The 22,251-nt window shown below is 63.5% G+C and carries 22 protein-coding genes and 1 tRNA gene; 18 read left to right on the top strand and 5 right to left on the bottom strand.

Features of this window, described 5'->3' with window-relative positions; genetic code table 11:
• Positions 1–128: 128 nt before the first annotated feature.
• The 4 genes from ACEN8I_RS15480 to ACEN8I_RS15465 form a co-directional block, all read right to left on the bottom strand.
• Positions 129–938, bottom strand: a complete 810-nt coding sequence (locus tag ACEN8I_RS15480) for an ABC transporter ATP-binding protein (RefSeq protein WP_007864510.1) — start codon at positions 936–938, stop codon at positions 129–131.
• 16 nt (positions 939–954) lie between these two features.
• Positions 955–1,920: a nitrate ABC transporter permease gene (gene ntrB / locus ACEN8I_RS15475; protein ID WP_413329392.1), complete on the bottom strand. Its 966-nt coding sequence runs from the start codon at positions 1,918–1,920 to the stop codon at positions 955–957.
• A 55-nt stretch (positions 1,921–1,975) separates the two neighbouring features.
• Positions 1,976–3,220 (bottom strand): ABC transporter substrate-binding protein, encoded by a 1,245-nt coding sequence (locus ACEN8I_RS15470; RefSeq protein WP_413329391.1) that lies wholly within the window; start codon positions 3,218–3,220, stop codon positions 1,976–1,978.
• Positions 3,221–3,596: 376 nt separating this feature from the next.
• On the bottom strand, positions 3,597–4,229 hold the full coding sequence (locus ACEN8I_RS15465) for an ANTAR domain-containing response regulator (RefSeq protein WP_007864505.1): 633 nt from the start codon (positions 4,227–4,229) through the stop codon (positions 3,597–3,599).
• 88 nt (positions 4,230–4,317) lie between these two features.
• On the opposite strand from ACEN8I_RS15465, the gene tsaD reads away from it, so the two are divergent.
• Positions 4,318–5,361 (top strand): tRNA (adenosine(37)-N6)-threonylcarbamoyltransferase complex transferase subunit TsaD, encoded by a 1,044-nt coding sequence (tsaD, locus tag ACEN8I_RS15460; RefSeq protein ID WP_413329390.1) that lies wholly within the window; start codon positions 4,318–4,320, stop codon positions 5,359–5,361.
• Between the two features lie 16 nt (positions 5,362–5,377).
• On the opposite strand, the gene ACEN8I_RS15455 is transcribed toward tsaD, so the two are convergent.
• Entirely contained in the window at positions 5,378–5,779 is a 402-nt protein-coding gene (locus tag ACEN8I_RS15455) for an Hsp20/alpha crystallin family protein (RefSeq protein ID WP_413329389.1), read from the bottom strand.
• Between the two features lie 141 nt (positions 5,780–5,920).
• Here ACEN8I_RS15455 and ACEN8I_RS15450 point away from each other — a divergent pair, with 141 nt between their 5' ends.
• From ACEN8I_RS15450 to nuoI, 17 genes are all read left to right on the top strand, one after another.
• Complete coding sequence (locus ACEN8I_RS15450; protein WP_413329388.1) at positions 5,921–7,198, top strand: branched-chain amino acid ABC transporter substrate-binding protein; 1,278 nt, start codon at positions 5,921–5,923, stop codon at positions 7,196–7,198.
• A 54-nt stretch (positions 7,199–7,252) separates the two neighbouring features.
• On the top strand, positions 7,253–8,455 hold the full coding sequence (locus ACEN8I_RS15445; protein WP_413329387.1) for a pyridoxal phosphate-dependent aminotransferase: 1,203 nt from the start codon (positions 7,253–7,255) through the stop codon (positions 8,453–8,455).
• 154 nt (positions 8,456–8,609) lie between these two features.
• Positions 8,610–8,876, top strand: a complete 267-nt coding sequence (rpsO, locus tag ACEN8I_RS15440; RefSeq protein ID WP_007864491.1) for a 30S ribosomal protein S15 — start codon at positions 8,610–8,612, stop codon at positions 8,874–8,876.
• 220 nt (positions 8,877–9,096) lie between these two features.
• A complete protein-coding gene (gene pnp, locus ACEN8I_RS15435) occupies positions 9,097–11,214 on the top strand; it encodes a polyribonucleotide nucleotidyltransferase (protein WP_413329386.1) in 2,118 nt (705 codons plus the stop codon).
• A gap of 76 nt (positions 11,215–11,290) precedes the next feature.
• Positions 11,291–12,277 (top strand): NAD(P)H-quinone oxidoreductase, encoded by a 987-nt coding sequence (locus ACEN8I_RS15430; RefSeq protein ID WP_413329385.1) that lies wholly within the window; start codon positions 11,291–11,293, stop codon positions 12,275–12,277.
• A 7-nt stretch (positions 12,278–12,284) separates the two neighbouring features.
• Entirely contained in the window at positions 12,285–13,043 is a 759-nt protein-coding gene (gene tpiA / locus ACEN8I_RS15425; RefSeq protein WP_413329383.1) for a triose-phosphate isomerase, read from the top strand.
• A 33-nt stretch (positions 13,044–13,076) separates the two neighbouring features.
• Positions 13,077–13,496 carry a preprotein translocase subunit SecG gene (gene secG, locus ACEN8I_RS15420; protein ID WP_413329382.1) on the top strand — a complete coding sequence of 140 codons (420 nt, stop codon included), beginning with the start codon at positions 13,077–13,079 and terminating at the stop codon, positions 13,494–13,496.
• Between the two features lie 116 nt (positions 13,497–13,612).
• Positions 13,613–13,697 (top strand) — tRNA-Leu (locus ACEN8I_RS15415).
• A gap of 99 nt (positions 13,698–13,796) precedes the next feature.
• Positions 13,797–14,156: an NADH-quinone oxidoreductase subunit A gene (locus ACEN8I_RS15410; RefSeq protein ID WP_007864471.1), complete on the top strand. Its 360-nt coding sequence runs from the start codon at positions 13,797–13,799 to the stop codon at positions 14,154–14,156.
• Between the two features lie 61 nt (positions 14,157–14,217).
• Entirely contained in the window at positions 14,218–14,697 is a 480-nt protein-coding gene (locus ACEN8I_RS15405) for a NuoB/complex I 20 kDa subunit family protein (RefSeq protein ID WP_007864469.1), read from the top strand.
• Positions 14,698–14,700: 3 nt separating this feature from the next.
• Positions 14,701–15,309 carry an NADH-quinone oxidoreductase subunit C gene (locus ACEN8I_RS15400; RefSeq protein ID WP_413329381.1) on the top strand — a complete coding sequence of 203 codons (609 nt, stop codon included), beginning with the start codon at positions 14,701–14,703 and terminating at the stop codon, positions 15,307–15,309.
• A 24-nt stretch (positions 15,310–15,333) separates the two neighbouring features.
• The gene (locus ACEN8I_RS15395) at positions 15,334–16,587 is read left to right on the top strand and encodes an NADH-quinone oxidoreductase subunit D (protein WP_413329379.1); all 1,254 of its coding nucleotides are present in this window, start codon (positions 15,334–15,336) and stop codon (positions 16,585–16,587) included.
• Positions 16,588–16,592: 5 nt separating this feature from the next.
• Positions 16,593–17,087, top strand: a complete 495-nt coding sequence (gene nuoE, locus ACEN8I_RS15390) for an NADH-quinone oxidoreductase subunit NuoE (RefSeq protein WP_074577080.1) — start codon at positions 16,593–16,595, stop codon at positions 17,085–17,087.
• Complete coding sequence (nuoF, locus tag ACEN8I_RS15385; protein ID WP_413329378.1) at positions 17,084–18,478, top strand: NADH-quinone oxidoreductase subunit NuoF; 1,395 nt, start codon at positions 17,084–17,086, stop codon at positions 18,476–18,478. The genes nuoE and nuoF overlap by 4 nt, the downstream gene beginning before the upstream one ends.
• Before the next feature lie 19 nt (positions 18,479–18,497).
• On the top strand, positions 18,498–20,654 hold the full coding sequence (nuoG, locus tag ACEN8I_RS15380; protein WP_413329377.1) for an NADH-quinone oxidoreductase subunit NuoG: 2,157 nt from the start codon (positions 18,498–18,500) through the stop codon (positions 20,652–20,654).
• Positions 20,651–21,742, top strand: coding sequence for an NADH-quinone oxidoreductase subunit NuoH (nuoH, locus tag ACEN8I_RS15375; RefSeq protein ID WP_413329376.1), 1,092 nt, complete (start codon positions 20,651–20,653; stop codon positions 21,740–21,742). The genes nuoG and nuoH overlap by 4 nt, the downstream gene beginning before the upstream one ends.
• 3 nt (positions 21,743–21,745) lie before the next feature.
• Positions 21,746–22,246 carry an NADH-quinone oxidoreductase subunit NuoI gene (gene nuoI / locus ACEN8I_RS15370; protein WP_007864440.1) on the top strand — a complete coding sequence of 167 codons (501 nt, stop codon included), beginning with the start codon at positions 21,746–21,748 and terminating at the stop codon, positions 22,244–22,246.
• Positions 22,247–22,251 lie beyond the last annotated feature (5 nt).

Below are 22,251 nucleotides of genomic sequence, written 5' to 3'. Positions count from 1 at the left end.
TTGGCGGAACGGTCGGCACGGGCCCCCACGCTCCGCCGCTGCGCGGGTCGCTGCCCCCCGAGGGGGCGCTGCGCCTGCGGCCCGGCAAAGCCGGTTCCGCGGCCCCTGCTGGTTTATCCTTACCAGCTTCAGGCTGCTTTTTCGACGTGGCCCTGGCGCGTATAAAGAAAATCGATCACGGCCTTGCGGTAGCCCAGGTAGCGGATGTCTTCGGCCAGCGCCACGCGCGAGCGGGGCCGCGGCAACTCGACCTGCAGCACTTCGCCAATCGTGGCCGAGGGGCCGTTGGTCATCATCACGATGCGGTCGGAGAGCAGCACCGCTTCATCGACGTCATGGGTCACCATCACCACCGTGCTTTGCGTGGTGGCCACGATCTGCAGCAGCTCGTCCTGCAGCTTGGCGCGGGTCAGCGCGTCCAGCGCGCCGAAGGGTTCGTCGAGCAGCAGCACCTTGGGCTCCATGGACAGCGCGCGCGCGATGCCGACGCGCTGCTTCATGCCGCCCGAGATTTCGCCGGGGCGCTTTTGCGCCGCCGCGGTGAGTCCGACCATGGCCAGCGCCGCGTCGGTGCGCGCTTTGAGCTGCGCCTTGTTTTCAGTCTCCGAGAACACGCGCTCGACCGCGAGGTAGACGTTTTCAAAGCAGGTCAGCCAGGGAAGCAGCGAGTGGTTCTGGAACACCACGGCGCGCTCCGGGCCGGGCCCGGCGATTTCGCGGTTGGCGCACAGCAGGCTGCCCTCGGTGGGCGTTGTCAGGCCGGCGATCAGGTTCAGCAGCGTGGACTTGCCGCAGCCCGAGTGGCCTATCAGCGCGACGAACTCGCCCTTGGCGACGGTGAGGTTGATGTTTTGCAGCGCGCGGAACGGCCCCTTGCGGGTCTTGAAGGTCTGCGCTACGCCCTGGATCTCGATGTACTTGGTGGTGAAGGATGTCATGGCGGTTTCCCCGTGTTCAGTTCTTGACTTCTTCGAAGGTGAAGGCCGTGGCCAGCTTGATCAGCGCGAATTCCAGCACCAGGCCGACGATGCCGATCACGAAGATCGCGATGATGATGTTCTTGACGTTGAGGTTGTTCCACTCGTCCCAGACCCAGAAGCCGATGCCGACGCCGCCGGTCAGCATCTCGGCCGCGACGATCACCAGCCAGGCGGTGCCCACGGCCAGGCGCACGCCGGTCAGCATGTAGGGCAGCACGGCGGGAAAGAGTATCTTGGTGACGATCTTCCATTCGCTGAGCTTGAGCACGCGCGCCACGTTCATGTAGTCCTGCGGCACGCGCTGCACGCCGACGGCGGTGTTGATGATCATGGGCCAGATCGAGCAGATGAAGATGGTCCAGATGGCGGCCGGGTTGGCGCCCTTGAAGACCAGCAGGCCTATCGGCAGCCAGGCCAGCGGCGAGACCGGACGCAGCAGGCTGATCAACGGGTTGAACATGCGGCTCAGGAAATTGAAGCGACCGATCATGAAGCCGACCGGGATGCCGATGACCGCCGCCATGCCGAAGCCCATGGCCACGCGCTTGAGCGAGGACAGCACGTTCCAGCCCACGCCCTGGTCGTTGGGGCCCTTGCTGTAGAACGGGTCGCTGAAGATCTGCACCGCCTGCATCAGGGTGTCCTTGGGAGACGGGATGCTGCCGCCCGTGCCCATGAACACCAGCTCCCAGACCAGCACCAGCAGGCCCAGGCCCAGCAGCGGCGGCAGCACGGCCAGCCAGAGAAACGAGGCATCCCAGGGTGCGCGCGCCGGCGCGTCGGGGGCGGCCGCCTGCGCCGCGAGGGGAGTGGTGGTGGGGTTTGTCATGTTGTGGGTAGGCGCCGATGGAGCAGGGCCGGCATCCCTGGCTTTGGGTTTGTCGCCGCCGCGGGCCGCGGGGGCGGCCTCAAGCGGGCTGTGGAATACGGCACTGACCATGGCGTGACCTCTTTGCGTGGGGTGGAAGGTTCGTTGGATGGAGCGAAGCGCGGGCCTAGGCGTGAACCTTGAAGCTGTCGGCGTATTTTTTCGGGTCCTTGCCATCCCAGACCGTGCCGTCCATCAGCTTGCTGCTGCGCATGATTTCCTTGGGAACGCTGGCCTTGGCGGCGGTGGCGGCCTGCTTGTAGACGTCGATGTGATTGATTTGTTTGGCGATGCCCAGATAGTCGGGGTGATCCTTGATCAGGCCCCAGCGCTTGTGCTGGGTGAGGAACCACATGCCGTCGGAGAGGTAAGGGAAGCTCACCGCGCCGTCGTTGTAGAACTTCATGTAGTTGGGGTCGTCCCAGGTCTTGCCCATGCCGTTCTGGTAGCGGCCCAGGATGCGCTGGTTGATCGCGTCGACGCTGGTGTTGACATAGCTTTTGTCAGCCACGGTCTCGGCCATTTTGTTCTTGTTGGAGAGGCTGGCGTCAATCCATTTGCCGGCCTCGATGATGGCGGCGGTCACGGCGCGCGCGGTGTTGGGGTATTTCTTGACGAAGTCGGCTGTGGTACCCAGCACCTTTTCAGGGTGGTCCTTCCAGACGTCCTGGGTGGTCACGGCGGTCACGCCGATGCCGTCGATGATGGCGCGATGGCCCCAAGGCTCGCCCACGCAGAACCCGTCCATATTGCCTACGCGCATGTTGGCCACCATTTGCGGCGGCGGCACGGTGATGACCTTGGCGTCCTTCATCGGGTTGATGCCGTTGGCGGCCAGCCAGTAATAAAGCCACATGGCGTGCGTGCCGGTGGGAAAGGTCTGGGCAAAGGTGTATTCGCGTTTGTCGCTGGCCATCAGCTTGGCCAGTCCGGGGCCGTCCACCGCGCCCTTGTCGGCGAGCTTCTTGGACAGCGTGATCGCCTGGCCGTTGTTGTTGAGCGTCATCAGCACGGCCATGTCCTTCTTGGGGCCGGCCGTGCCCATGTGCACGCCGTAGACCAGTCCGTAGAGCACGTGGGCGAAGTCCAGCTCGCCATTGACCAGCTTGTCGCGCACGCCGGCCCAGCTGGCTTCCTTGGTCGGGATGATCTTGACGCCGTACTTCTGGTCTATGCCCAGCACCGAGGCCATCACCACCGATGCGCAGTCGGTCAGGGGAATGAAGCCGATCTTGACTTCCTTTTTCTCCGGCGCGTCCGATCCCTGGGCGTACACGGCGGCGCGCAGGGCGGGGTTGATGCCCACGGCGCCCACGGCGGCGGCCTGCAGCACGGTACGGCGTGTCAGCGAAGATTTCAGCAGTTCAGTCATGTGGTCGGCTCCAGCTAGGTAAAAACAAAAGACAAAAACAAAAAAGGCGCTCGACCCGGGCAACACGTTGAACGTGATGCAGGGTGCGAACGCCTTTGTTCCTTGGGGCACCACACACTTCGTCGTTGAAGTGCTGTGCCGTATGGCCATCCTTGGCCGGTGCTTAGGGCATTGCAAAAGCTGTGCCAGGGGCCTTGAAAGTTGCCGAAAGAATTGATTTACAGAGTAGGGAGTGCCGGAAAACTCCCCCTGTGCGACCCCCGGGTGAACGCTCTAAATAGGCGCCTAAAGGTGGAGCGCCGAAATGGTGGGGGCTTGTTGTTCGCACCTAATTTGTGCGCTGCACCAATTGGGGGTGGGCGGCCCGGCCGGCGCATCAGCCCAGCAGGTCCAGGGCGTCCAGCATGCGCTGGGCCACCTCGCCCAGGCGCAGGCCTTTGTCCATGGCGGCCTTGCGCAGCTTTTCGTATGCGGCCTGCTCGGACAGTCCCTGGCGTTGCATCAGCATGCCTTTGGCCCGGTCTATGACTTTTCGCTCGTGCAGCTCGGTCTTGGCATGCGCCAGTTCCTTTCGCAGGCCCTGCTCGTGCTCAAAGCGCGCCATGGCCACGTCCAGGATGGGGCGGATGCGGTCTGGCGAGAGCCCGGCCACCACATAAGCCGACACGCCGGCCGCGACCGCGTCCTTGACGTGGCTGGTGTCGTTGTCGTTCGTGAACAGCACGATGGGCCGCCGCGCATCGCGCGTCGCCATCACCACATGTTCCAGAGAGTCACGGGCCTCGCTTTCGGCGTCCACGATGATCATGTCGGGCTGCAGCTGCGCCAGGCGTTCGTCCAGAAAGGTGTCGGCCGGAAGCACCGCGACGATGTTGTAACCGTTTTCGAGCAGGCCTATACGCAGCTGGCGCGAGCGCTCGGCGAGCTCCCGGGCATGGGCGTCATCGGACACGGACTCCAGGAGGTCCGGTGCGATGATGACCAGGCGCAGGGATTGTGACGGCGTCATGGGAAAACTCGTGCAAGAACTGTGCCCTTGACGGCTCCGCAGCCCTGTTGATGTGGGGAGTTCTCTCCAAACCTTACACTCGAAGAATATGCGAGTCTTAGGTATCGAATCGAGTTGTGATGAAACCGGCGTGGCGCTGGTGGATGCCAGCGGCGGCGGCGTGCCGCGCCTGCTGTCGCATGCGCTGTACAGCCAGATCGCCATGCACCAGGCCTATGGCGGCGTGGTGCCTGAACTGGCTAGCCGCGACCACATACGCCGTGTATTGCCCCTGACGCAGCAGGTGATGGCGGAGGCGGGGAGCAGCCTGGCGCAAGTGGACGTGGTGGCTTATACGCGCGGGCCCGGGTTGGCCGGCGCGCTTCTGGTGGGGGCCGGGGTGGCTTGCTCTCTGGCGGCGGCGTTGGGCAAGCCGGCCATGGGTGTGCACCACCTGGAAGGCCATTTGCTCTCGCCCTTCCTGAGCGCCGATCCGCCCGAGTTTCCGTTTGTGGCGCTGCTGGTGTCGGGCGGCCACACCCAGTTGATGCGGGTGGACCGCGTAGGCAGCTATGAGCTGCTCGGTGAAACCATTGACGACGCGGCCGGTGAGGCCTTTGACAAATCGGCCAAACTCATGGGTCTGCCTTATCCGGGCGGTCCGCACTTGTCCAAGCTGGCCGAGGGGGGCGACGGCGCGGCTTTCAAGCTGCCGCGACCCTTGCTGCACAGCGGCGACCTCGATTTTTCCTTTGCCGGGCTCAAGACCGCGGTGCTGACGCAAGCCAAAAAGCTGGGACCAGACCTGGAAAGCCGTAAGGCCGATCTGGCGGCTGCCACGCAGGCGGCGATTGTGGAAGTGCTGGTCAAAAAATCACTGGCGGCGATGGCCCAAACCGGGCTCAAGCGCCTGGTGGTGGCCGGTGGCGTGGGCGCCAATGCGCTGCTGCGCAGCCAGCTCAACGCCGTGTGCAAGCAACGCGGCATACGCGTGCACTACCCCGAATTGCATTTGTGCACCGACAACGGCGCGATGATTGCGTTGGCAGCGGGCATGCGCTTGCAAGCGGGGCTGGAAACGCTACAGCGCGGCTACACCTTTGACGTGAAGCCGCGCTGGAACCTGGCAGAGCTGCAGGCTGAAGCAGCCTGAACCCTGGACGGCCCGGTTATTGAATATCGAGGTGCGTGACGTTGCTGACGGGGACTTTTTTGCCCAGCGTCAGGGTCAGCACGCCATTCTCGAGTTTGGCCGAGCTGTTGGCGGTGTCGATTTCCAGCGGGAAGCGCCAGGCGGCCTTGACCTTGCGGGGCGCGTCCTCCTTGCTGGCCACGCGGACCACATCGCCTTCAATGCCGATGTCCAGCTGCTCGCGGGCGAGACCCGGGACGTCAAGCTGCAGGGTGTAGGTTTTTTCCTGGTCTTCCACGCTGGCGGCCTTGGCGGCGCCGGCATCGGAGAGCGAGGTGAAGGTGTCGTTGAGGAATTTTTCGAGGGCGCCGTTGCTCACGACGGGCGCGTAGTGGCGATGAAAGGCGCGGGCGGGGCGATGGGCGAGAGAGTAAAACATGGCTGTTCCTTGATGGGTTAACAAGGGGCGGTTTCCCCTTACACTGCGCGGCGTTCACCGTGATTGCCGCATGCACACCAGTTAGGTGTGCAGCCGGTTTATTCAAGCCAGATCCAGCGAAAAACAGGGAGTTCTTTTTTTATGCGCCAACACTTGAAACGCCTTTTCACGGCCCTATGTCTTTGCGCCGCCGTGGGGGCCGGCGCGCAGACCGCTGGCCAGCCACCGGTACCTGCACCTGTTCGTATTGCGCTCATCGAAAGCCTGTCGGGCGCCTTCGCCAACACCGGCGAAGCGGTGTTCCGCAACCTGGTCTGGGCTACCGAGCGCGTCAATGCTCGCGGCGGCGTGAAACTGGCCGGCGGGCCGCGCAACCTGGTGGTCGAGCGCTACGACAGCAAGGGCCAGAACGAAGAGGCGCTGGCGGCCCTGCGCTCGGCCATCGACGACGGCGTGACCATCATTGCGCAGGGCAATTCCTCGGCCATCGCGGCGGTGCTCATTGACGCCATCAACAAGCACAACGAGCGCGAGCCGAAAAAGCGCGTGCTGTTCCTGAACTACTCGGCGGTCGATCCCATCCTGACGAACGAAAAATGCAGCTACTGGCACTTTCGCTTCGACGCGCACGCCGACATGCGCATGGCCGCGCTCATGGACGTGCTCAAGGACGACAAGGCGCTCAAAAGCATTTACCTGATAGGCCAGGACTACAGCTTCGGCCAGGCCGTGCTGCGCGAGGCCCGCAAGCAGCTGGGCGCGCAGCGTCCCGACGTGCAGATCGTGGGCGACGAGCTGCACGCGCTGGGCCGCGTCAAGGATTTCATCCCCTACGCCGCGAAGATCAAGGCCAGCGGCGCGCAGGCGGTGCTCACGGGCAACTGGGGCAACGACCTGACCCTGCTGATCAAGGCGGCCAGGGAGGTGGGCTACGAGGGCAAGTTCTACACCTTCTACGGCAATGCGCTGGGTGTGCCGGGCGCGCTGGGCGAGGCCGGCGTGGGCAAGGTGGTCGCCGTGGCCGACTGGTTCCCCAACGAGGCGGGCGCGCAATCCGAGGCGTTTTACCAGTCCTTTCGCCAGCGGTTCCCGAAGCCGCAGGACGACTATGTGCACATGCGCATGCAGCTCATGGTCGAGGCCCTGGCCCAAAGCCTGGACAAGGCCGGCAGCACCGAAGCCGGCGCGGTGGCGGCGCAGCTCGAGCGCGGCACGGTCACTTTCGCGGGCCATCAGGGCGCCATGCGCGCGCTGGACCACCAGTTCCAGCAGCCGCTGCTGGTGGCGCTGATGGGCAAGCAGGGCTCGCCGGGCGTGAAGTTCGACGTGGAAGGCTCGGGCTATGGCTTTCGTGTCATCAAGACGATTTCGCCCGAGCGGGCTGAGCAGCCGAGCAGCTGCAAGATGGTCCGGCCCTGAGTTTCAATTTCTTTGTTTTTTTGACGGACGCCAGCAGGCAGATCGAACATTCCCATGACCATGAGACAAGCTGTTTTAAACCTTGAAGAATCCATGATCCGCCAGGTCGCCAATGCCGGCATGGGGCGCAGCGATGTGCTCAAGTTCTGGTTCGGCGAAAGCGACGAGGTCACGCCGGCTTTTATTCGCGATGCGGCTGCCGCCTCGCTGCAGCAGGGTGAAACCTTTTATGCGCACAACCTGGGCCTGCCCGAGCTGCGGGAAGCCATCGCTGCTTATGCGACCGGCCTGCGCTGCCCAGGCGCCGCGCCCATCACCGCGGAGCGCATCGCGGTCACCTCGGGTGGCGTCAATGCCTTGATGCTGGCCGTGCAGGCGCTGGTGGACGCGGGCGACGAGGTCGTGGCCGTCACGCCGGTATGGCCCAACCTGACGGCCCAGCCGGCCATCATGGGCGCGCGGGTGCGCTGCGTGAGCCTCAAACCGGTGGCGGGTGAATGGCAACTGGACCTGGGCGAGTTGCTGGCCGCCATCACACCCAAGACCAAGCTGCTGATTGTCAATGCGCCCAACAACCCCACCGGCTGGACCCTGGCGCGCGCCGAGCAGGAGGCCATCCTGGCGCATTGCCGCCAAACCGGGACCTGGATATTGGCCGACGAGGTGTATGAGCGGCTGTATTACGAGCCCACGCCCAATGGCTGCGCGCCCAGTTTCCTGGACATCGCGGCACCGGAAGATCGCCTGGTCGTGGTCCATAGCTTTTCCAAGAGCTTTCTGATGACCGGCTGGCGCCTGGGCTGGCTGGTGATGCCGGCCACGATGACGCCGCACATGGGCAAGCTGGTGGAGTTCAACACCTCCTGCGCGCCGGTGTTTGTGCAGCGGGCCGGGCTGGTGGCCATTGAGCGCACCGCCGACATCACCCCACGGGTGGTGGCTCACCTGAAAACCTGCCGCGACACCCTGGTGCCGCTGTTGCAGGCCGTGCCCGGCGTGCAGCTGGCGCCGGCCAAGGGCGGGATGTACGCCTTTTTCCGGCTGCAAGACCCCGCAGACCCTGGGCGCTTTGGCGACTCGCTGGAAACGGCCAAACGCCTGGTCGTGGAGGCCGGCCTGGGCCTGGCGCCGGGCAACGCCTTTATGGTCAACCCCGGGCCCGAGGCCCAGGGCTGGCTGCGCTGGTGTTTCGCCAGCCAGGACCTCGCCAGGCTGGGGCAGGGGGTGGGGCGGCTGAAGGGCTGGCTTGGAGCTTGAACGGGTTCTCAGGCTATAATCCAAGGCTCTGCGCAGTTTGAGGCCTTTTTGGGGCCTTTTCCATGCCGGAACACGACGAAAGCGGTTTATCCATCTCCCATGTCGGGAACGCTGCTTCGCTCGCAAGCGCACCTCGGTGCAAGAAAGAGAAAACATGATTGCAAAATCCGTCAAGGCCGAAATCGTTCAGGCCAACGCACGTGCCGCCGGCGACACCGGCAGCCCTGAAGTTCAAGTGGCGCTGCTGACCGGCCGCATCAACGAACTGACCCCCCATTTCAAGGCCAACGCCAAGGATCACCACGGCCGCCGCGGCCTGTTGCGCATGGTGAGCCGTCGCCGCAAGCTGCTGGACTACCTGAAGTCCAAAGACGCCGACCGTTACACCGCGCTGATCGCCAAGCTTGGCCTGCGCAAGTAATCGGTAACAAGAATTTGAAAGCGCCTGAGTTAGTTCACTAGCTCAGGCGCTTTTTACTTCGGAGCAAGGCAAAACGAGCACGCGCTGTGTCATTCCACAAAAAAAGCCCTGGGCAGGTCGCTGACCCCAGGCATTTTGTGGAATGGCATCGTGTTCAGCCAGCCGCCGCTCCGGGCCTCCCGCGCTGCCTCAAGCGTGTGAATTTAATGGAGATAAGAACATGAGCATTTTCAACAAAGTCACCAAGTCCTTCCAATGGGGCCAGCACAAGGTCACGATGGAAACCGGCGAAATCGCCCGCCAGTCCAGCGGCGCCGTCGTCGTAGACATGGACGGCACTGTGGTGCTGGCCACCGTGGTCGCCAAGTCCGATGCCAAGCCCGGCCAGGACTTCTTCCCCCTGACCGTCGACTACCTCGAGAAAACCTATGCCGCCGGCCGCATTCCCGGCAGCTTCTTCAAGCGTGAAGGCCGCCCCAGCGAATTCGAAACGCTGACCTCCCGCCTGATCGACCGCCCCATCCGCCCGCTCTTCCCCGAAGGCTTCTTCAATGAAGTGCAGGTCGTGATCCATGTGCTTTCGCTGAACCCTGAAGTCGAAGGCGACATCCCCGCGCTGATCGCTTCCAGCGCGGCCCTGTCGATTTCCGGCATCCCCTTCAACGGCCCCATAGGCGCCGCGCGCGTGGCCTACATCGACGGCCAGTACGTGCTGAACCCCGGCAAGACCCAGCTCAAAGATTCGAAGATGGACCTCGTCGTGGCCGGTACCGAAGCCGCAGTGCTGATGGTCGAGTCCGAAGCCCAGCAACTGTCCGAAGAAATCATGCTCGGCGCCGTGGTGTTCGGCCACGAGCAGGGCAATATCGCGATCAACGCGATCCACGAACTCGTGCGCGATGCCGGCAAGCCGGTCTGGGACTGGCAAGCCCCCGCCAAGAACGAACCGCTGATCGCCAAGGTCAACGAACTTGCCGCCGCCAAGCTGCAAGCCGCCTACCAGATCCGCGCCAAGCAAGCCCGTACGCAAGCCTGTCGCGTGGTGACTTCCGACGTGATGGCCGCCCTGAAGGCCGACGGCGTGGAATTCGACAGCGTCGCCGTGGAAGGCATGCTGTTCGACATCGAAGCCAAGATCGTGCGCAGTCAGATCCTGGCCGGCGAGCCCCGCATCGACGGCCGCGACACCCGCACCGTGCGCGCGATTGAAATTCGCAACAGCGTGCTGCCCCGCACCCACGGCTCGGCCCTGTTCACCCGCGGCGAAACCCAGGCGCTGGTCGTGACCACGCTGGGCACCGAGCGCGACGCGCAGCGCATCGACGCGCTGTCCGGCGACTACGAAGACCGCTTCATGCTGCACTACAACATGCCTCCTTTCGCCACCGGCGAAACAGGCCGTGTCGGCAGCCCGAAACGCCGCGAAATCGGCCACGGCCGCCTGGCCAAGCGCGCGCTCGTCGCCGTGCTGCCCACGAAGGAAGAATTCCCCTACACCATGCGCGTGGTGTCTGAAATCACCGAGTCCAACGGTTCTTCGTCGATGGCTTCGGTCTGCGGCGGCTGCCTCTCGCTGATGGACGCCGGCGTTCCGATGAAGGCCCATGTGGCCGGTATCGCCATGGGCCTGATCAAGGAAGACAACCGCTTTGCCGTGCTGACCGACATCCTGGGCGACGAAGATCACCTGGGCGACATGGACTTCAAGGTTGCGGGCACCACCTTCGGTATCACCGCGCTGCAGATGGACATCAAGATCCAGGGCATCACCAAGGAAATCATGCAGGTCGCACTGGCCCAGGCCAAGGAAGCCCGCATGCACATCCTGGGCAAGATGCAGGAAGCCATGGGCGAGGCCAAGGCCGAGGTCTCCGACTTCGCACCCCGCCTCTACGTGATGAAGATCAACCCCGAGAAGATCCGTGACGTGATCGGCAAGGGCGGCGCCGTCATCCGCGCGTTGACCGAAGAAACCGGTACGCAGATCAACATCGAGGAAGACGGCACCATCACCATCGCCTCGAACGACAGCGCCAAGGCCGATGAGGCCAAACGCCGCATCGCCGAGATCACCGCTGAAGTTGAAATCGGCAAGGTCTACGAAGGCCCGGTCACCAAGATCCTGGACTTCGGCGCGCTGATCAACCTGCTGCCCGGCAAGGACGGCCTGCTGCATATCAGCCAGATTGCCCACGAGCGAGTCGAGAAAGTCACCGATTACCTGAGCGAAGGCCAGATCGTCAAAGTCAAGGTTCTCGAGACCGACGAAAAAGGCCGCGTCAAGCTGTCGATGAAAGCTTTGCTGGACCGCCCGGCCCAGGACCAGGACCGGGGCTAATCCGCATCGGCCATGGATGTTGCGCCGCTAGCGCCCGAATGCCGGGTGCCGGCGGTGCAAACGAACTGCATACCCCATGAAAGCTGTTGAAATTACCTCCTACGGCGGGCCCGAGGTGTTGCGTCTGGGCGCGCGCCCGGCACCTGTTGACGGCCCGGGCGAAGTGGTGATTCGCGTGCACGCCAGCGGCGTGAACCGTCCTGACGTGCTGCAGCGCATGGGCAATTACCCGGTGCCGCCGGGTGCCTCCGATATCCCGGGTCTGGAAGTTGCCGGCGTGATTGTTTCCGGTGACACCAAGGCCATGGCCGCGGCCGGTCTGAAGCCTGGCGACCGCGTCTGCGCGCTGGTCGCCGGCGGCGGTTATGCCGAGCTGTGTGTCGCGCCCGTCGGCCAATGCCTGCCGGTGCCCGAGGGCTTCAGCGACATCGAGGCGGCTTCGCTGCCCGAGACCTTCTTCACCGTCTGGAGCAATGTGTTTGAGCGCGCCCGCCTGCAGCCTGGTGAAACCCTGCTGGTCCAGGGCGGCTCCAGCGGCATAGGCGTGACGGCCATCCAGATCGCCAAGGCTCTGGGCGCCACCGTGCTGGTCACGGCCGGTAGCGATGACAAATGCGCGGCCTGCGTCGCCCTGGGGGCGGACCATGCCATCAACTACAAGAGCAGCGACTTCGCCGAAGAGGTGAAGCGGCTCACGAACGGGCAGGGCGTCAACGTCATTCTGGACATGGTGGCCGGCAGCTATGTCGGGCGTGAAGTGGAATGCCTGGCCGAGGACGGCCGCCTCGTCATCATCGCGGTGCAGGGCGGCATCAAGGCCGAGATCAACGCCGGCCTGGTGCTGCGCAAGCGCCTGACCATTACCGGTTCGACCTTGCGCCCGCGTTCCGTCGAGTTCAAGGCGGCGATTGCGAAAGCGCTGAAAGAAAAAGTCTGGCCGCTGATGGCTCGCGGCGCCGTCAAGCCGGTGATCCACAGCACCTTTGCCGCGGCCGACGCGGCCAAGGCTCATGCGCTGATGGAGTCGAATTCGCATATCGGCAAAATTGTGTTGACCTGGTAAGCCAAAGATGAAAAAACTCATTGCAGGAAACTGGAAGATGAACGGCAGCCTGGCGGCTAACGCGGCCTTGCTGGACGCGCTGGCGCAAGGCCTGGACCGTGCGCCGGCCTGCGAGGTTGCCGTTTGCGTTCCCGCACCCTATCTGGCGCAGGTGCAGGCCATGCGCTCCGCGCAAGCCGGCCTGGCGGCCATCGAGCTGGGCGCGCAGGATGTCTCGGCGCAGGCCTCGGGCGCGTACACGGGCGAGGTGAGTGCCGCCATGCTCAAGGATTTCGGCTGCCGTTTTGCCATCGTCGGCCATTCAGAGCGCCGCCAGTATCACGGCGAAAGCGATGCACTGGTGGCCGACAAAGCCAAGGCCGCGCTGGCATCGGGCATCACACCCATTGTCTGTGTGGGCGAGACGCTGGCCGAGCGCGAGGCCGGCCACACCGAAGAAGTCGTCAAGCGCCAGCTGGCCGCGGTGATCCACACCAACGGCCACTGCATCAGCGAAATCGTCGTGGCGTATGAACCCGTGTGGGCCATAGGCACCGGCAAGACGGCGTCACCCGAAGAGGCGCAGGTCGTGCACGCCGTGTTGCGTGCCCAGCTGAAGGCGGCCACGGACCAGTTCGCGCGTGTGAAAATCCTGTATGGCGGCAGCATGAACGCCGCGAATGCGGCCGCGCTGCTGGCCCAGCCCGACATCGACGGCGGCCTGATTGGCGGCGCCTCGCTCAAAGCCCCCGATTTCTTGACCATTATTGCTGCAGCCCGCAAGTAACGAGCGCAGAACGCTATTAATTTAGGAGTAGATATGAACGTTGTATTGACCATTGTCCTCGCTGTGCAAATGCTCTCGGCGCTCGGCATGATTGGCCTGATCCTGGTGCAGCACGGCAAGGGCGCCGATATGGGCGCGGCGTTCGGCAGCGGCGGCTCGGGCAGCCTGTTCGGCGCCAGCGGCAGTGCCAACTTCCTGTCGCGCACCACCGGTGTCCTCGCCGCGCTGTTTTTTGCATGCACCTTGCTGCTCGCTTACTTCGGCGGCAGCTCGCTGCCGCGCAGCGGCTCCAGCGTTCTGGAAGGCGCTCCTGTGACGGCGCCGGCGCCTGCCGGCGCGGCTTCGGGCGCGGCCCAAATTCCCGCGACCACGGCACCCGCGAGCGGCAGCGCCGCGGTTCCCGTGCCGCCTGCGCCCGCCGCATCGGGCGCCGCGCAAATCCCGACGAAATAACGTGATTTTGCTGCCGCCTCTCGTCGGGAGAGGCGGTATTTCAGGGTAAACTCTGAGACTGTCTGGAAAGCCCAAAACCGCAAGGTTTCCTCATGCCATCCAGTCAGTTAAATACCGCGGACGTGGTGAAATTGGTAGACACGCTATCTTGAGGGGGTAGTGCCGAAAGGTGTGCGAGTTCGAGTCTCGCCGTCCGCACCAGATTGATAAGCATCGGCAGCAGCGCTCCGGCGGTGCTGTCGGCTCAAACGGCAAGCTGAAACAAACCGCGCAGGTGGCTTTTCAGAAGTTGAATCCACGATGAACCTCGATCAATACCTCCCTGTTCTCCTGTTCATTCTGGTTGGTGTGGGTGTCGGCGTGGTGCCCCAGGTTCTGGGGCGTTTGTTGGGCCCCGTGCGCCCCGACAGCGAAAAAAATTCCCCTTACGAATGCGGCTTCGAGGCTTTCGAAGATGCCCGCATGAAATTCGATGTGCGCTACTACCTGGTCGCCATCCTCTTCATTCTGTTTGACCTCGAAATCGCCTTCCTCTTTCCCTGGGCCGTGGCGCTCAAGGAAATCGGCCCCGTCGGTTTCTGGTCGGTCATGATCTTCCTGGGCATTCTGGTCGTGGGCTTTGTCTACGAGTGGAAAAAAGGTGCGCTGGACTGGGAATAAGAAGCTAAAAATCCCGAGGGTTCTCTGGGGCTAGGGCGAATCTCGCCACAAAGGTACGGGTATGTCACTTGAAGGTGTTTTCAACGAAGGCTTCATGACCACGAGCTATGACTCGGTGGTGAACTGGGCCAAGACGGGTTCGCTCTGGCCCATGACGTTCGGTCTGGCTTGCTGCGCCGTCGAAATGATGCATGCCGGTGCGGCGCGCTACGACCTGGATCGTTTCGGCATGTTGTTCCGTCCCAGCCCGCGCCAGTCCGACCTGATGATCGTGGCTGGTACGCTGTGCAACAAGATGGGCCCGGCCCTGCGCAAGGTCTATGACCAGATGTCCGAGCCGCGCTGGGTGCTGTCCATGGGCTCGTGTGCCAACGGCGGCGGCTACTACCACTACAGCTATTCCGTGGTTCGCGGCTGCGACCGCATCGTGCCGGTGGACGTCTATGTGCCGGGCTGCCCGCCCACGGCCGAAGCGCTGATGTACGGCATCATCCAGCTGCAGCAGAAAATCCGCCGCACCAACACGATTGCGAGGGCATAAAGCATGTCCTCTTCCCCCGTGTCCATGGAGCAGCTCGCCGAAACGATTCACGCCGTCCTTGGCGACAAGGTCAAAAGCCTGAAGACCGCGCTTGGCGAAATCACCGTCACGGTCTCCGCCGCCGACTACCTGGCGTCCGCCACCCAGTTGCGCGATGCGCCCGGCTGCCGCTTCGAGCAACTGATCGACCTTTGCGGCGTCGACTATTCCGAATACCGGGACGGCCAGTACGACGGCCCGCGCTACTGCGTGGTGTCGCACCTGCTGTCGGTCAGCCTTAACCAGCGCGTGCGCCTCAAGGTGTTTTGCCCCGACGACGATTTCCCCGTGGTGGATTCGGTCAATGGCATCTGGAATTCGGCCAACTGGTTTGAGCGCGAGGCCTTCGATCTCTACGGCATCATCTTTGAAGGCCACAACGATCTGCGCCGCATCCTGACCGACTACGGTTTCATCGGCCATCCTTTCCGCAAGGACTTCCCGACCTCGGGTCATGTGGAGATGCGCTACGACCCCGAACAAAAGCGCGTGATTTACCAGCCGGTCACCATAGAGCCGCGCGAGATCACCCCGCGTGTGATCCGCGAAGACAACTACGGCGGCCTGCAGTAAGCGACACCGGCAAGAGATACCCACATGGCTGAAATCAAAAACTACACGCTTAACTTTGGGCCACAGCATCCCGCGGCGCACGGTGTGCTGCGCCTGGTGCTCGAACTCGACGGCGAAGTGATACAGCGCGCCGACCCGCACATCGGCCTCCTGCACCGCGCGACCGAAAAGCTCGCCGAGAGCAAGACCTACATCCAGTCGCTGCCCTACATGGACCGGCTGGATTACGTCTCCATGATGTCCAACGAGCACGCTTACTGCCTGGCGATCGAGAAGCTGCTCGGCGTCGACGTGCCGGTGCGCGCGCAGTACATCCGCGTGATGTACGCCGAAATCACGCGCCTGCTCAACCACCTGCTGTGGCTGGGCGCGCACGGTTTCGACTGCGGCGCGATGAACATCCTGATCTACTGCTTCCGCGAGCGCGAGGCGCTGTTCGACATGTACGAGGCCGTCTCCGGCGCGCGCATGCATGCGGCCTATTTCCGCCCGGGCGGCGTCTACCGCGACTTGCCCGAAAGCATGCCGCAGTACCGCGTCAGCAAGATCAAGAACGCCAAGGCCATCGCCGCGCTCAACGAGAACCGCCAGGGCTCGCTGCTCGACTTCATCGAGGACTTCGCCAACAAATTCCCGGGCTACGTCGACGAATACGAAACCCTGCTGACCGACAACCGCATCTGGAAGCAGCGCACCGTCGGTGTGGGCGTCGTCTCGCCCGAGCGCGCCCTCAACCTCGGCTTCACGGGCCCCATGCTCAGGGGCTCGGGTTTCGCCTGGGACCTGCGCAAGCAGCAGCCCTACGACGTCTACGACAAGATGGACTTCGACATCCCGGTCGGCAAGACGGGTGACTGCTACGACCGCTACCTGGTCCGTGTCGAAGAAATGCGCCAGTCCAACCGCATCATCAAGCAGTGCGTGGACTGGCTGCGCGTGAACCCCGGCCCCGTCATCACCAGCAACCACAAGGTCGCCGCGCCGGATCGCGAGTCCATGAAGACCAACATGGAAGAGCTGATCCACCACTTCAAGCTCTTCACCGAAGGCTTCCACGTGCCCGAAGGCGAAGCCTATGCGGCGGTCGAGCACCCCAAGGGTGAGTTCGGCATCTATATCGTCAGCGACGGCGCCAACAAGCCCTATCGCCTGAAGATCCGTCCGCCGGGTTTCCCGCACCTCGCGGCCATGGACGAAATGTCGCGCGGCCACATGATCGCCGACGCCGTCGCCGTGATCGGCACCATGGATATTGTGTTCGGTGAAATTGACCGGTAGTCCCCATGATTTCTGAACAAACCAGAGCGCGCTTCGACCGCGAAGTCGCCAAATACCCCGCGGACCAGAAACAGTCGGCCGTCATGGCCTGCCTGACCATCCTGCAGGAAGAGCACGGCTATGTGAGCGCCGAGAGCGAAAAAGCCGTGGCCGAATACCTCGGCATGGCGCCCATCGCCGTGCACGAAGTCACCACCTTCTACAACATGTACAACCAGCGCCCCGTTGGCAAGTACAAGCTCAACGTTTGCACCAACCTGCCGTGCCAGCTGCGCGACGGCGCCAAGGCGCTCAAACACCTGGAGCATAAGCTGGGCATCGCCATGGGCGAGACCAGTGCCGACGGCCTGTTCACGCTGCAGCAGTCCGAATGCCTGGGCGCCTGCGCGGATTCGCCGGTGATGCTGGTCAACGACCTCACCATGTGCAGTTTCATGAGCAACGAGAAGCTGGACCAGCTCATCGAAGGTCTCAAATCCGCCGAGGCAAAGCAACCATGACGCTCGCTCCCCTGTCTCCCAACAGCGCAGCCGCGCAAAGCGTGCTGTCCCAGTTCGCGGCCACCGGCGTGCAGACCTGCTTCCACGGCCGGCACATCAACCCGCAAATCCTGGCCGACCTCAACGGCAGCAACTGGCGCTTGAAGGACTACGAAGCCCGCGGCGGCTACCAGGCCCTGCGCAAGATCCTCAAGCAGGACGGCGGCGAGGGCATGACGCCCGACCAGGTCATCGCCGAAGTCAAGGCCGGCAGCCTGCGCGGCCGCGGCGGCGCGGGTTTCCCGACGGGGCTCAAGTGGAGCTTCATGCCGCGCCAGTTCCCGGGCCAGAAATACCTGGTCTGCAACTCGGACGAGGGCGAGCCGGGCACCTGCAAAGACCGCGACATCATGCAGTACAACCCCCACAGCGTGATCGAAGGCATGGCGATCGCCGCCTATGCCATGGGCATCAGCGTGGGCTACAACTACATCCACGGCGAGATCTTCGCGACCTACCAGCGCTTTGAAGAGGCGCTGGAAGAGGCGCGCGCCGCCGGCCTGCTGGGCGACAACATCTTCGGCAGCGGCTTCAGCTTCCAGCTCCATGCCTCGCACGGCTTTGGCGCTTACATCTGCGGCGAGGAAACCGCGCTGCTCGAATCGCTCGAAGGCAAAAAAGGCCAGCCGCGCTTCAAGCCGCCGTTCCCGGCCAGCTTCGGCCTCTACGGCAAGCCCACCACCATCAACAACACCGAGACCTTCGCGGCCGTGCCTTGGATCATCCGCAATGGCGGCCAGGCCTACCTCGAATGCGGCAAGCCCAACAACGGCGGCACCAAGATCTATTCGGTCTCGGGCGACGTCGAACTGCCGGGCAACTATGAAGTGCCCATGGGCACGCCGTTTTCCAAGCTGCTGGAGCTCGCCGGCGGCGTGCGCAAGGGCCGCACGCTCAAGGCTGTGATCCCGGGCGGGTCGTCGGCCCCCGTGCTGCCGGCTTCCATCATGATGGAATGCACCATGGACTACGACTCCATCGCCAAGGCCGGCTCCATGCTGGGCTCGGGCGCGGTGATCGTCATGGACGACAGCCGTTGCATGGTCGAGTCGCTCAAGCGCCTGTCCTATTTCTACATGCATGAATCCTGCGGTCAGTGCACGCCTTGCCGCGAAGGCACGGGCTGGCTCTGGCGCGTCGTGGACCGCATCCACAACGGCCACGGCAAACAGACCGACATGGACCTGCTCAACTCGGTCGCCGACAACATCCAGGGCCGCACCATCTGCGCGCTCGGCGATGCCGCGGCCATGCCGGTGCGCGCCATGATCAAGCATTTCCGCCATGAGTTTGAAGCCATGATCAAGCCACAAGTCTCCCACGCTCCGGTTTCGGCTGCCGCGCAAGCCTGAACCGCGGAAAGAAAAAAATATGGTTGAAATAGAACTCGACGGCCAGAAGGTGGAAGTGCTTGAAGGCAGCACGGTGATGCATGCGGCCGAAAAAGCCGGCACTTACATTCCGCACTTCTGCTATCACAAGAAGCTCAGCATTGCCGCCAACTGCCGCATGTGCCTGGTCGATGTGGAAAAAGCGCCCAAGCCCATGCCGGCCTGCGCCACACCCGTCACCCAGGGCATGATCGTGCGCACCAAGAACGACAAAGCCATCAAGGCCCAGAAGGGCGTGATGGAGTTCCTGCTGATCAACCACCCGCTGGACTGCCCGATCTGCGATCAGGGCGGCGAGTGCCAGCTGCAGGACCTGGCCGTCGGCTACGGCGGCAGCGAATCGCGCTACGAGGAAGAAAAGCGCGTGGTCTTCCACAAGGACGTCGGCCCGTTGATCTCCATGCAGGAGATGAGCCGCTGCATCCATTGCACGCGCTGCGTGCGTTTCGGCCAGGAAGTTGCCGGCGTGATGGAGCTCGGCATGTCGCACCGCGGCGAGCACGCCGAGATAGAAACCTTCGTCGGCATGTCGGTGGATTCCGAACTGTCCGGCAACATGATCGACATCTGCCCGGTCGGCGCGCTGACCAGCAAGCCTTTCCGCTACAGCGCCCGCACCTGGGAACTGTCGCGCCGCAAGTCGGTCAGCCCGCACGACTCGACCGGTGCCAACCTGATCGTCCAGGTCAAGAGCAACAAGGTCATGCGCGTCGTGCCCCTGGAGAACGAAGACATCAACGAATGCTGGATCGCCGACCGCGACCGCTTTTCGTATGAAGCCCTCAACGGCGACGAGCGCCTGACCAGCCCCATGCTCAAGCAGGGCGGCGAGTGGAAAACCGTCGACTGGCAGACCGCGCTCGAATACGTGGCCAACGGCCTCAAGCAGATCAAGGCCGACCACGGCGCCGGCAGCATCGGCACCCTGGCCAGCCCGCACAGCACGCTCGAAGAGCTCTACCTGGCCGCCTCGCTGATGCGCGGCCTGGGTAGCGAGAACATCGACTACCGCCTGCGCAACGCCGAGTTCACCGCGCCTTCGGGTATTCGCTGGCTGGGCACCTCCATCGCTTCGCTGTCGCAGCTGCAACGTGTGCTCGTGGTGGGTTCCAACCTGCGCAAAGACCATCCGCTGTTCGCACAACGCATACGCCAGGCCGTGCGCAAGGGTGGGGCGCTCAGCACCATCAATTCCGCGACCGAACTGGCAAACGCCGATGCCTGGGCCATGCCCATCGCCAACACGTTGCTCGCGGCGCCTGAAGCCTGGGCCCGGGCCCTGGCCGACGTGGCCGCCGCAGTTGCCGCCGACAAGGGCGTCACGGCACCGGCAGCCGGCCAGGTCACCGATGCGGCCAAGGCCATCGCCAAGTCCCTGCTGGGCGGCGAGCGCAAAGCCATCTTGCTGGGCAATGCCGCGGCTCACCACGCCAAGGCCTCCAGCCTGCTGGCGCTGGCCAACTGGATTGGCGCGCAGACCGGCGCCAGCGTAGGCTACCTCACCGAAGCGGCCAACACCGTGGGCGCCCAGCTGGCCGGCGCTGTGCCTGCCGGCAAGGGCCTGCATGCCGGCCAGATACTGGACGGCCAGCTCAAGGCTGTGATCCTGCTTAACAACGAACCCGAGTTTGATTCGGCCGCGGGCGCCAGGGCCAAGTCCTCGCTCAACACCGCGCAAATGGTCGTGACGCTGAGCCCCTTCAAGGCCAACATGGCTTTCAGCGACGTGCTGCTGCCTATCGCCCCCTTCACTGAAACCTCCGGTACCTTTGTGAACGCCGAAGGCCGCGTGCAGGGCTTTCACGCCGTCGTCAAGCCGCTGGGCGATACGCGCCCGGCCTGGAAGGTGCTGCGCGTGCTTGCCAACCTGCTGGGCTTGCCCGGCTTTGATTTTGAATCCTCGCAGGACGTGCTCAAGCAGGTCGCCGGTGCCGATGCGGCGCAACTGCCTGCGGACAAGCTGGGCAACGGCACCCAGGCAGGCATCGACCTGTCGGCCGCTGCCGCCCAGGCGCCTGCCGTGGCCAGCATTTACCAGCTCGACGGGCTGGTCAGGCGCGCGACCTCGCTGCAGCTCACGGCCGATGCCCGCAAGGCCGCCGGCCTTGAAGCCAAGCTGGAAGGAGCAGGCGCATGATTGATGGAATCTTCGCCTTCGGCCAGGGCTTGATGGGCGGCATCTGGCCGGGCACCGTGTGGCCTGTGCTGTGGACGCTCATCAAGATTGTCTGTGTGCTGGCGCCGCTGATGGGCCTGGTGGCTTACCTGACCTTGTGGGAACGCAAGGCCATCGGCTTTACCCAGATCCGCCTCGGCCCCAACCGCGTCGGGCCTTTCGGCCTGCTGCAGCCGATTGCCGATGCGCTCAAACTGCTGACCAAGGAAATCATCATCCCCACGGCGGCCAGCAAGGGCCTGTTCGTGCTCGGCCCCATCATGACCATCATGCCGGCCCTGGCCGCCTGGGCCGTCATTCCTTTTGGGCCCGAGATCGCGCTGGCCAACATCAACGCGGGCCTGCTGTTCCTCATGGCCATCACCTCGCTGGAAGTGTATGGCGTGATCATCGCGGGCTGGGCTTCCAACTCCAAATACGCCTTCCTGGGCGCCATGCGTGCCTCGGCGCAAATGGTGAGCTATGAAATCGCCATGGGCTTCTGTCTGGTGGTGGTGCTCATGGTGTCGGGCAGCCTCAACATGACCGACATCGTGATGAGCCAGGGCAAGGGCATGCTGGCCAGCAGCGGCTGGACCTTCCTGTCCTGGAACTGGCTGCCGCTGTTGCCGATTTTTGTCGTGTATTTCATCTCCGGCCTGGCCGAGACCAACCGCCACCCCTTTGACGTCGTTGAAGGCGAATCCGAAATCGTGGCAGGCCACATGGTCGAATACTCGGGCATGGCCTTCGCGATGTTCTTCCTGGCTGAATACGCCAACATGTGGCTGGTCGCCATCCTGGCCGTGCTGATGTTCCTGGGCGGCTGGTTGCCACCATTTGACTTCCCGCTGTTCAATGCGGTGCTGGGTTGGGTTCCGGGCTGGATCTGGCTGGGCGCCAAGACTTTTGTCGTGGTCACCATGTTCCTGTGGGTGCGCGCCACCTTCCCGCGTTTCCGTTATGACCAGATCATGCGTTTGGGTTGGAAGATTTTTATCCCTGTCACCCTTGTCTGGCTGGTAGTCGTTGGGGCCTGGATGCAGACCTCCTACAACATCTGGAAATAAACCATGTCTTCCGCTGTAGCCTCCGTCAAAGATTTTGTTTCGAGCTTCATGCTCACCGAGCTGTTCAAGGGCATGGCCCTGACCGGCAAGTACATGTTCAGCCGCAAGATCACGGTCCAGTTCCCCGAGGAAAAGACCCCGCTGAGCCCGCGTTTTCGCGGCCTGCACGCCTTGCGCCGCTACGACAACGGCGAAGAGCGCTGCATCGCCTGCAAGCTTTGCGAAGCGGTGTGCCCGGCCATGGCCATCACCATCGAATCCGATGTGCGTGAAGACGGCAGCCGCCGCACCTCGCGCTACGACATCGACCTGACCAAATGCATCTTCTGCGGCTTCTGCGAAGAAAGCTGCCCGGTCGACTCCATCGTCGAGACCCACATCTTTGAATACCACGGCGAAAAACGCGGTGACCTGTATTTCACCAAAGAGATGCTGCTGGCCGTGGGCGACCGTTATGAGTCCGAAATCGCCGCTAACCGCGCGGCGGATGCCAAGTACCGCTGAACCCC

Source organism: Polaromonas sp. CT11-55 (assembly GCF_047303325.1).
Lineage (GTDB): Bacteria > Pseudomonadota > Gammaproteobacteria > Burkholderiales > Burkholderiaceae_C > Polaromonas.
This window is presented reverse-complemented; position numbering and strand designations above follow the sequence as displayed.